This is a genomic window from Streptomyces kebangsaanensis (assembly GCF_001906585.1).
GTDB classification, from domain to species: Bacteria; Actinomycetota; Actinomycetes; order Streptomycetales; family Streptomycetaceae; genus Streptomyces; species Streptomyces kebangsaanensis.
This window is the reverse complement of the sequence record NZ_JUJA01000162.1, coordinates 60,486-70,722: the sequence shown is the minus strand read 5'-3', so window position 1 is coordinate 70,722 and position 10,237 is coordinate 60,486. Positions and strand designations below refer to the sequence as shown.

Annotated in this window: 6 protein-coding genes; all 6 read right to left on the bottom strand. The window is 70.7% G+C overall.

Annotated elements, in window-relative coordinates; all coding sequences use genetic code 11:
• Window positions 1-9: 9 nt before the first annotated feature.
• Window positions 10-3,708, bottom strand: a complete 3,699-nt coding sequence (locus RH94_RS31590) for a ThuA domain-containing protein (protein ID WP_073951765.1) — start codon at window positions 3,706-3,708, stop codon at window positions 10-12.
• A gap of 296 nt (window positions 3,709-4,004) precedes the next feature.
• Window positions 4,005-5,006, bottom strand: a complete 1,002-nt coding sequence (locus RH94_RS31585; protein WP_073951764.1) for a sugar phosphate isomerase/epimerase family protein — start codon at window positions 5,004-5,006, stop codon at window positions 4,005-4,007.
• 13 nt (window positions 5,007-5,019) lie between these two features.
• Window positions 5,020-6,228, bottom strand: a complete 1,209-nt coding sequence (locus RH94_RS31580) for a Gfo/Idh/MocA family protein (RefSeq protein ID WP_073951763.1) — start codon at window positions 6,226-6,228, stop codon at window positions 5,020-5,022.
• 58 nt (window positions 6,229-6,286) lie between these two features.
• Complete coding sequence (locus RH94_RS31575) at window positions 6,287-7,327, bottom strand: substrate-binding domain-containing protein (RefSeq protein ID WP_073951762.1); 1,041 nt, start codon at window positions 7,325-7,327, stop codon at window positions 6,287-6,289.
• A gap of 49 nt (window positions 7,328-7,376) precedes the next feature.
• Window positions 7,377-8,423, bottom strand: coding sequence for an ABC transporter permease (locus tag RH94_RS31570; RefSeq protein ID WP_073951761.1), 1,047 nt, complete (start codon window positions 8,421-8,423; stop codon window positions 7,377-7,379).
• Complete coding sequence (locus RH94_RS31565) at window positions 8,420-9,976, bottom strand: sugar ABC transporter ATP-binding protein (RefSeq protein ID WP_073951760.1); 1,557 nt, start codon at window positions 9,974-9,976, stop codon at window positions 8,420-8,422. The genes RH94_RS31570 and RH94_RS31565 overlap by 4 nt, the downstream gene beginning before the upstream one ends.
• Window positions 9,977-10,237 lie beyond the last annotated feature (261 nt).

Genomic DNA, 10,237 nt, shown 5'->3' with positions numbered 1-10,237 from the left:
GCCGCCGTTCTAGGCGCCCTTGGCGGGCAGTTCCTTGATCTGGATGTTGCGGAACGACACGTGGTCGGACGGTCCGTGGTTCTGGAGTCCGATGTAGCCGTTCCTCATCCGCTCCGGGTCCTTGTTGGTGAAGTCGTTGATCTTGACTCCGTTGAGGAACACCTGGATGCGTTGGCCCTCGACGCGGATCTCGTAGCTGTTCCACTTCCCCGGCGGGCGCAGCGCGCGGTCACGCGCCTTGATGTCCGCCGACTGGAAGGAGTAGACGGATCCGGTGGTCCGGTCCGGCGCGTCGGTCGCGTCGATCTGGATCTCGTAGCCCTTGTTCACCGCCGACCAGGGGTCGTCGGAGGCGGGGAAGCCCACGAAGACACCGGAGTTGTCGTCGCCCTGCATCTTCCAGTCCAGCTTCAGGGAGTAGGACGTGAACTCCTTGGCCTGGTACCAGAGCAGGCCCATGCCGCCCTCGGAGTGCAGTGCGCCGTCCTTGACGGTGAAGCCGCCCGGTCCGGCCTGCTTCCAGCCGTCGAGGGTGTGGCCGTTGAACAGGTCCCGGTAGCCGGTGCGCGGCTTGCAGTCCGCCTTCTCCTGGCCGGTGGCGTACTTCAGGCCGCCGAGCAGGTGACTGCGGAAGCCGTCCTCGGCGTAGGACTCCTTGGTGTGGCCGAGGCCGGTGTAGAAGGAGCGGCCGCCCTGGTAGGCGTGGCACCAGGCGATCGGGTGGTCGCCCTTCATCCTGCCGCCCTGGTAGGTGGTCTCGTCCAGGGTGGCCAGGACGCGGACGTTGTCACGCGGGTTGGAGCGGTAGTCGTACCACTCGTCGGTGCGCTCCCACGCGTCGTCGAGGTCCTTGGTGGCCGGGTGGTCGTGCTCGGGTACCCGGACGGTGGCCTTCTGGATCTGCGGGTGCGAGTTGAAGTAGGCGCCGACCAGGCCGCCGTAGAACGGCCAGTCGTACTCGGTGTCGGCGGCCGCGTGGACGCCCATGTAACCGCCGCCGCCGGCGATGTACTTCTCGAACGCCTGCTTCTGGTCGGCGTCGAGGACGGTGCCGGTGGTGGAGAGGAAGACGACGGCGTCGTAGCGGGCGAGGTTGGCGGTGGTGAACTGCTTGGCCTCCTCGGTGGCGTCGACGGTGATGCCGCTCTGCCCGCCGAGGTCCTTCAGGGTCTGGACGCCGGTGCCGATGGAGTCGTGGCGGAAGCCGGCCGTCTTGGAGAAGACGAGGACGCGCTTGGCGTTCTTCGCGGGCTTCTTGTCGGAGATCATGAAGTCGTCGAGGTCGTAGAGCGCCCCGTCGCCGCCCTTGAAGACCAGGTACAGCTCGGTGGTGTTCTTCGGCAGCTTGCCGAGCGGGATGTCGACGCTCTGGAAGGTCTCCCAGCTGCCGGTCACCGGGACGACCCCGGAGCCGTGCAGGGTGCCGTTCGGCCCTCCGGTGCGGACCTCCAGGTAGCCGCCGGCGCCGCCGGAGGAGACCCGGGCGGTCAGCGTCTGGGCGCCGCTGAGGTTGTAGGGCTTGAAGGAGATCCAGTCGCCGTTGTCGATGTCGCCGACGGTCTTGCCGCCGTGCGCCTGGGTCTTCTCGTAGGTGCGGATGCCGCTCTGGCTGCTGAAGTGCTCGGCCTGCCGGTGGCGGGGCTGGAGCACGATCTGGGCGTGGGTGGTCAGCGGGGCCTGGCCGCCGCCGCCGTTGTCGGTGTACTCGGCGTCGAGGACGCCGAAGATGTTGGCGTTGGGGTCGTGCTCGCCGTCGGCCGGCGCGGTGATGGTGCCCTCGCAGCCGTTGGCCGAGGTGACCGGGTGGCCGTGGTTGTCGTGACCGAGGATGTAGCGGACGGTGACCTTGGAGCAGTCGATCTTCTTGTCCTCGGGGTCGGTGACCTTCACCTTGAACGGGATGGTGTCACCGAACTCGAACAGGGCGCCGTCGGCCGGGGTCTGGAAGGTGACGGTGGGCGCGGTGTTGCCGACGACCACGTGGACGTTGGCGGTGGCGGTGTAGCCCGTCGGATCCGTCACGGTCACGGTGGCGGTGTACGTGCCGTTGGCGCGGTAGGTGTGCTGGGGCGACTGGCCGGTGCCGGTGGTGCCGTCACCGAAGTCCCAGCCGTAGGTGAGGGCGTCGCCGTCGGCGTCGCTGCCCTTCGCGGAGAAGGACACCTTCAGGGGCGCCTTGCCGGAGGTCCTGTCCGAGGTGGCGGTCACGGTCGGCGCGTGGCCGTTGGTGACGTTCTCGATGCGGTAGAGCGCGGAGTTCTCGTCGCCGCCGAACCAGGACAGGCCGTAGTCCAGGACGTAGAGGGCGCCGTCGGGGCCGAAGGCCATGTCCATCACCTGGGTCCCGGACCAGGGGAACGGGTTGATGGACCGGACGGTGCCGTCGTCGTCGTGCACGATCCGCTTGATCCAGCGGCGGCCGTACTCGCCGGCGAAGAAGTCCCCGTCGTAGGACTCGGGGAACTTGACGGCGGAGTTCAGGTCGGGGTCGTAGCGGTAGACCGGGCCGCCCATCGGGGATTCGGAGCCGGTGCCGAACTCGGGGACCGAACCGCCGTCGTAGTCGATCCAGGCAGGCTCGGCCGGCGGGAGGTCGACCAGGCCGGTGTTGTTCGGCGAGGTGTTCTTCGGCGCCGAGCAGTCGAAGGCCGCGCCGGACTGCTTGGTGGCGAAGTCGTACTTGACGTACGCCTCGTTCTTGCCGACGCAGTAGGGCCAGCCGTAGTTGCCGGGCTTGGTCACGCGGTTGAACTCGACCATGCCGGAGGGGCCGCGATTGGGGTTGGCGGAGCCGGCGTCCGGGCCGTACTCACCGATGTAGATGTGGCCGGTGGGCTTGTCGATGCTGAACCGGAACGGGTTGCGGAAGCCCATCGCGTAGATCTCGGGACGGGTCTTCGGGGTGCCCGGGGCGAAGAGGTTGCCCTCGGGGACGTCGTAGGAGCCGTCCGGCTTGACTTTGATCCGCAGGATCTTGCCGCGCAGGTCGTTGGTGTTGCCCGAGGTGCGCTGGGCGTCGAACGCCGGGTTGCGGTTCGACCGCTCGTCGATGGGGGTGTAGCCGTCGGAGGCGAAGGGGTTGGAGTCGTCGCCGGTCGACAGGTAGAGGTTGCCGTCCTTGTCGAAGTCGATGTCGCCGCCGACGTGGCAGCAGATGCCGCGGGAGGCGGCGACCTCCAGGACGTTCTTCTCGCTGGCCAGGTCGAGGGTGCCGTCCTGCTTCAGGACGAAGCGGGAGAGCCGGTTGACGCCGTCGAAGGGGGCGAAGTCGGCGGCGGTGCCGTTCTCGGGGGCGTCGCCGGGCGGGGTGTTCAGCGGCGGCGCGTAGTAGAGGTAGACGAACCGGTTCTCGGCGAAGTCGGGGTCGACGCCGATCCCCTGGAGGCCTTCCTCGTCGTGGTTGTAGACGGCCAGCTTGCCCGCGACGGACGTGTTGCCCTGCGCGTCGGTCAGACGCAGGGTGCCGTCGCGGGAGGTGTGCAGGACGCTGCGGTCCGGGAGGACGGCCAGCGACATCGGTTCGCCGACCTCGGCGGCGCCCTTGGCGAGGGTGATCTGCTGGAAGTCCTCGGCGGCCGCCGCGGCCGGTCTGGCGGCGGGGGCGGCGGCGCTCGCCGGCGGCGCGGCGAGCGCGAGCGAGGTGCCCGCGAGGAGTGAGCCGGTGAGGAGTGCGAGTGCCTTGCGGAATCTACGACGTTTCCTGTGCACGGAATTCCCTCCGGGAGGGTGGGTCGTACGGGACGGTTGCGATGTGCCGGGGTGCGCCGTCACCCCGGAGATGTGCGTGACCTGTACAACTCCGGGACGGTAGCTGGCTTTGTCGGAGTCGGATAGCCCTTGCACAGCAGAGAAGTTGAACTTTTTCCAGTCGCAGGACAAAGCGGCTTCCGGGCATGCCGGACCGGCCGGTGGCGCTCGCGCACCCCGGCCTGCCCTGCCTCCGGGGGGAGCGCGGGGCGCCGAGCGGCGCCCCGCGCTCCCTGCTCCCCCGCTGCCCCGCGGAGCTAGTCGCTGCCGAAGGCCGCGTCGAACGAGGCGCTCGGCGGGTCGAAGTCGAACTCCTTGAGCCGCCGCAGCGCCTCGGGGGCGCCCTGCAGCCGGTCCATGCCGGCGTCCTCCCACTCGACGGAGATCGGGCCCTCGTAGCCGATGGAGCGCAGCATGCGGAAGACGTCCTCCCAGGGGACGTCGCCGTGCCCGGCGGAGACGAAGTCCCAGCCGCGCCGGGGATCGCCCCACGGCAGGTGGGAGCCGAGGCGGCCGTTGCGCCCGTCGAGCCGTTTGCGGGCCTCCTTGCAGTCCACGTGGTAGATCCGGTCCCGGAAATCCCACAGGAAACCGACCGGGTCGAGGTCCTGCCAGACGAAGTGCGAGGGGTCGAAGTTGAGGCCGAAGGCGGGACGGCGGCCGACGGCCTCCAGGGCGCGGTGGGTCGTCCAGTAGTCGTAGGCGATCTCGCTGGGGTGGACCTCGTGCGCGAACCGCACGCCCTCGGCGTCGAAGACGTCGAGGATCGGGTTCCAGCGGGTCGCGAAGTCCTCGTAGCCGCGCTCGATCATCGCCTCGGGGGCGGGCGGGAACATGGCGACCAGGTGCCAGATGGCGGAGCCGGTGAAGCCGATGACGGTGTCGACGCCGAAGGCGGCCGCGGCGCGCGCGGTGTCGGCCATCTCGGCGGCGGCCCGCTGCCGTACGCCCTCGGCCTCGCCGTCGCCCCAGATCCGGGCGGGCAGGATCGCCCGGTGGCGTTCGTCGATGATGGCGTCGCACACCGCCTGCCCGACCAGGTGGTTGGAGACGGCCCAGCACTTCAGGCCGTACTTGTCGAGCAGTTGGTGCCGGGAGGGGATGTACGACGGGTCGGCGAGTGCCTTGTCGACCTCGAAGTGGTCTCCCCAGCAGGCGAGTTCGAGCCCGTCGTAGCCGAAGTCGCGGGCCAGGCGGCAGACCTCCTCCAGTGGCAGGTCGGCCCACTGGCCGGTGAACAGCGTGAATCTGCGCGGCATGGCGGCGGCCTCCTCAGACGGCGACGGGTGTGTAGACGGAGTTCTTCTCGGCGCTCTCCTCCACCGCCGCGAGCACGCGCTGCACCTGCAGCCCGTCGGCGAAGGAGGGTTCGGGCCTGCTGCCCTCGGCGACCGCGTGGACCAGGTCGCGGGCCTGGTGGACGAAGGTGTGCTCGTAGCCGAGGCCGTGGCCCGGCGGCCACCAGGCGTCCAGGTAGGGGTGGTCGGGTTCGGTGACCAGGATGCGGCGGAAGCCGGCGTGGGTGCCGGGTTCGGTGCCGTCGTGGTAGTGCAGCTCGTTGAGCCGCTCCAGGTCGAAGGCCAGCGAGCCGTGCTCCCCGTTGAGTTCGATGCGCAGGGCGTTCTTGCGGCCGGTGGCGTAGCGGGTGGCCTCGAAGGAGGCGAGGGCACCGGAGGCGAAACGGCCGGTGAACAGGGCGGCGTCGTCGACGGTGACCTGTCCGGTGCCGGCCGTCGGGGCACCGGACAGTCCGCTGGTGGCTCCGGCGGGCAGCGGCCGCTCCCGTACGAAGGTCTCGGTGAGCGCGGACACCCCGGCCAGCGGCTCCCCCACCAGGAACTGCGCGAGGTCGACGATGTGCGCGCCGAGGTCGCCCAGGGAGCCCGAGCCGGCGGACTCCTTGCGCAGCCGCCAGGTCAGCGGGAACCCGGGGTCCACCAGCCAGTCCTGGAGGTACGTCACCCTCACGTGCCGCAGGGTGCCGAGCCGGCCCTCGGCGACCATCCGCCGGGCCAGCGCGGTGGCCGGCACCCGGCGGTAGTTGAAGCCGACCATCGCCAACTGGCCCCGTTCCTGTGCTGCTTCGGCGGCCCGTGCCATCTCCTGCGCCTCGGCGACGCTGTTGGCGAGCGGCTTCTCGCACAGGACGTGCTTGCCCGCGGCGAGCGCGGCCAGCGCGATCTCGGCGTGGCTGTCGCCGGGGGTGCAGATGTCGACGAGGTCGACGTCGTCCCGGGCGATCAGTGCCCGCCAGTCGGTCTCGGCGGCGGCCCAGCCGTGCCGGTCGGCGGCCGCTCGGACGGCCGCCCCGTCACGGCCGCAGACCGCGGCCAGGACCGGCCGCAGCGGCAGGTCGAAGACCCGGCCCGCGGTGCGCCAGCCCTGGGAGTGGGCGGCGCCCATGAAGGCGTATCCGACCATGCCGATGCCGAGCGGCGGCTTTCCTCCTTCTGCTCCCTCCGGCTGCTGCGGCTGTCCCATAAGGGTGTCCTCCTCGTCCTCGTGGTGATGGCGTCGTGGGGGGTGCGGGGCGGCACGGTCAGCGGAAGCCGGTGGGCATGTACTGGTCGACGTTGGTCTTGTCGACCACCGCCGAGAACAGCGTGATGGACGCCGGGATCTCGAACTCCGCCATGCCGGAGACGCCCTTGCCCTGGCCCAGGGCCCGCGCCAGGTCGATCGCGGACGCGGCCATCGTCGGCGGGTACAGCACGGTGGCCTTCAGCACGCCCCTGTCCTGCTTGATCTGCTCGAACGCGGAGAGCGCGCCCGCGCCGCCGACCATCAGGAACTCGTCGCGCCCGGCCTGCTCGATGGCGCGCAGCGCGCCGACGCCCTGGTCGTCGTCGTGGTTCCACAGCGCGTCGATGTGCTTCTGCGCCTGGAGGAGCTGCGCCATCTTCGACTGGCCGGACTCGACGGTGAACTCGGCCGCCTGGCGGGCCACCTTGGTGATGTTGGGGTAGTTCTTCAGCGCGTCGTCGAAACCCTGGGTGCGCTGCTTGGTCAGCTCCAGGTTGTCGAGGCCGGCGAGTTCGACGACCTTGGCGTTCTGCTTGCCCTTGAGCTTCTCGCCGATGTACTGCCCGGCGTTGAAGCCCATGCCGTAGTTGTCGCCGCCGATCCAGCAGCGGTACGCCTGCGGGGAGTCGAAGATCCGGTCGAGGTTGACGACGGGGATGCCCGCGCGCATCGCCTTGAGGCCTACCTGGGTGAGGGCCTTGCCGTCGGCGGGCAGGATCACCAGGACGTCGACCTTCTTGTTGATGAGGGTCTCGATCTGCCCGATCTGCGCGGCGGTGTCGTTGGAGCCCTCGGTGATCTCCAGGGTGACGTCGGAGTACTTCTCGGCGCGGCTCTTGGCGTTCTCGTTGATCGCGTTGAGCCAGCCGTGGTCGGCCTGGGGGCCGGCGAAGCCGATGGTGACCGGCTTGCCGGGCTTGTCGTCGGCGGCGGGCCGGTCGCTCACCGCGGGCTTGGAGTTCTTGGGCTCGTTGCTGGTGCAGGAGGCGAGGAGGGCGGTGGCGCCGACGGCGGCGCCGCCGAAGAGCAGACCTCTGCGGCTCGGTATCTGAGGCATGGCGATGACCTTTCCGATGAGGGCCGTACGGGGTGGGCGGCTCGGTGGGCTACGTGGTGGAGGCGGTGCGCCGCTGGACGAGGACGGCGGCGACGATGATGGCGCCCTTGGCGATCTGCTGGACGTCGCTCTGCAGGTTGTTCAGGGCGAAGATGTTGGAGATCGTGGTGAAGATCAGGACCCCGAGGACGGAGCCGACGATGGTGCCCCGGCCACCGCTCAGCAGGGTCCCGCCGATGATCGCGGCGGCGATGGCGTCGAGTTCGTACAGGTTGCCGTTGGTGTTCTGGCCGGACCCCACCAGGGCGAGCAGCAGGAAGGCCGCGATGCCGCAGCACAGCCCGGACAGCAGGTAGAGGTAGAGGCGCTGGCGGCGGACGTCGATGCCCGCGAGGCGGGCCGCTTCCGCGTTGCCGCCGACGGCGACGGTGCGCCGCCCGAACGTGGTGCGGTTCAGCACGAGCCAGCCGATGACGGTGACGGCGGCGAAGACGAGGACCAGCGGCGGTACGCCGAGGACGTACGCGTCGCGGTTGCCGAGCCGCAGGATGCCGTCGATGGAGACGGTCTGCGTCTTGCCGCCGGTGATGTGCAGGGCGAGTCCGCGCGCGGAGGCGAGCATGGCGAGCGTCGCGATGAACGGGACCATGCCGCCGTACGCGATGAGGACGCCGTTGACGAGTCCGCAGCCGACGCCGACGAGCACCGCGGTGAACAGGACGCCCGCGAAGCCGAACTCCTGGGTGGCGACCGTGGAGGCCCACACGGAGGAGAGGGCGACGATCGCGCCGACGGACAGGTCGATGCCGCCGCTCATGATGACGAAGGTCATCCCGACGGTGACGACGCCGATGATGGACGACAGGGTGAGCACCAGTTGCAGGTTGCGGGTGTCCAGGAACTCGTCGGGCTTGGTGATGCCGCCGATGAGGACGAGGACGGCGAGCACGCCGAGCAGCGACAGGGTACGCGCGTCGGCACGCGCCCACAGGAGGCGCAGCGGGCCGGCGCCGTCGGCCGGGGCGTCGGCGGCGGGGGCGGGGGACGGCCCGGCGTCGGGTCCGCCCTGCTGGGCCGGGGTGGCGGGCTGCGTCATGACGTCGCGCTCCCTTCCTCGGTTACGGACTGCGTGGGCACGGGGCTTCCTTCCATCACCAGGTCGAGTACGCGGTGTTCGTCCAGCTCCCGGGCGGGCGCCGTGTGGACGACGAGCCCCTCGCGGAGCACCAGGACGCGGTCGGCGAGGCCGAGCACCTCGGGCACCTCGCTGGAGACCAGGAGGACGGCGAGGCCCTCGTCGGCGAGGCGGCGCACCACCGCGTACAGCTCGGCACGGGCGCCGATGTCGACGCCGCGGGTCGGTTCGTCGAGGAGCAGGACGCGGCAGCCGCGCAGCAGCCAGCGGGCGAGGACCGCCTTCTGCTGGTTGCCGCCGGAGAGGGTGCGCACGGGGACGTCGGGGTTGTCGGGGCGCAGGGAGAGCTCGCGGGTGGCCCGCCGGGCGGCGGCGCGTTCGGCGCGCCGGTCGAGCCAGCCGGCGCGGGCGAAGCGCGACAGCGTGGAGACGGTGACGTTGCGGGTGACGGACTCCAGCATCAGCAGCGCCTGGGCCTTGCGTTCCTCGGGGGCGAGCCCGAGTCCGGCGCGCACGGCGGAGCGCACGCTGCCGGGGCGCAGCGGGGTGCCGTCGACGAGGACGCGGCCCGCGCTGGGTCTGCGGGCGCCGTAGACGGTCTCCAGGATCTCGGAGCGGCCGGAGCCGACGAGTCCGGCGAGGCCGACGATCTCGCCGGGCCTCAGTTCGAGGTCGAGGGGTGCGAACTCGCCGTCGCGGGCGAGTCCTTCGACGGTGAGGACGGGCGGGGGGTACTCGGTGCCGGCCGGTGGGCGCGGCGGGAAGACGTACTCGACGTTGCGGCCCGTCATCAGGGCGACGATCTCGCGGGTCGGAGTGGATTCGGCGGGCAGCCCGCCGGCGACGGCGCGGCCGTCCTTGAGGACGGTGACCCGGTCGCCGATGCGGCGGATCTCCTCCAGGCGGTGGGAGATGTACACGACGGCGACGCCGGCGGCGGTGAGGTCGCCGACGATGCGGAAGAGGTTGTCGACCTCGTCCGGGTCGAGGGCGGCGGACGGTTCGTCCATCACGATGAGCCGGACGTCGTGGGAGAGGGCCCGTGCCATGGAGACGACCTGCTGCTGGGCCGCGGAGAGTTCGCCGACGAGCCGGGCCGGGTCGATCTCGGGGTGGCCGAGCCGTTTGAGGAGGGTGGCGGTGGCGGAACGGGCGTCGCGGCCGCGGACGACGAATCCGGCGGTGGTGGGTTCGTGGCCGAGGAAGACGTTCTCGGCGACGGACAGGTGTGCCACCAGGTCGAGTTCCTGGTAGATGGTGGCGATGCCCAGGCGCATGGCGGCGATCGGGGACTTCAGGGTGATGTGCTCGCCCCGCCAGGTGATCTGCCCGTCGTCGGGCTGGTGGGCCCCGGCGAGGACTTTGATGAGGGTGGACTTCCCGGCGCCGTTCTGGCCGAGCAGGCAGTGGACCTCTCCGGCCTGGACCTCCAGGTCGACTCCGTCCAGGGCGCGGACTCCGGGGAACGACTTGGTGATGCCGGACATGCTGAGCAGGGATGGTTCTGGAGCCATGGTGGTTCCCCTCGGCGGATGCGGCCGGTCTCAGGGCAGGGCTGACGTACGCGGGGCGTATCGGTGTGGTGGTGCGGGGAGGGTGCGCGGGGTGCGCTGGGCTGGGCGGGTGCTCGGGTACGCGGGGGTACGGGACTGGGCGGGTACTCGGGTACGCGGGTACGCGAAGGTGCGGGGCGGGTTCTGTCGCGCGGGACGTGCGGTTGCGTGCCGGTGGGTACGGGGCCGTGCCGGTGGTGCTGTGGTGCGGGGCGTGCCGGT

What these genes read in the sequence shown, in the direction of transcription:
- RH94_RS31575 (WP_073951762.1), bottom strand. Translation starts at nt 7,327, where the DNA reads ATGCCTCAGATACCGAGCCGCAGAGGTCTGCTCTTCGGCGGCGCCGCC.
- RH94_RS31570 (WP_073951761.1), bottom strand. Translation starts at nt 8,423, where the DNA reads ATGACGCAGCCCGCCACCCCGGCCCAGCAGGGCGGACCCGACGCCGGG.
- RH94_RS31585 (WP_073951764.1), bottom strand. Translation starts at nt 5,006, where the DNA reads ATGCCGCGCAGATTCACGCTGTTCACCGGCCAGTGGGCCGACCTGCCA.
- RH94_RS31565 (WP_073951760.1), bottom strand. Translation starts at nt 9,976, where the DNA reads ATGGCTCCAGAACCATCCCTGCTCAGCATGTCCGGCATCACCAAGTCG.
- RH94_RS31580 (WP_073951763.1), bottom strand. Translation starts at nt 6,228, where the DNA reads ATGGGACAGCCGCAGCAGCCGGAGGGAGCAGAAGGAGGAAAGCCGCCG.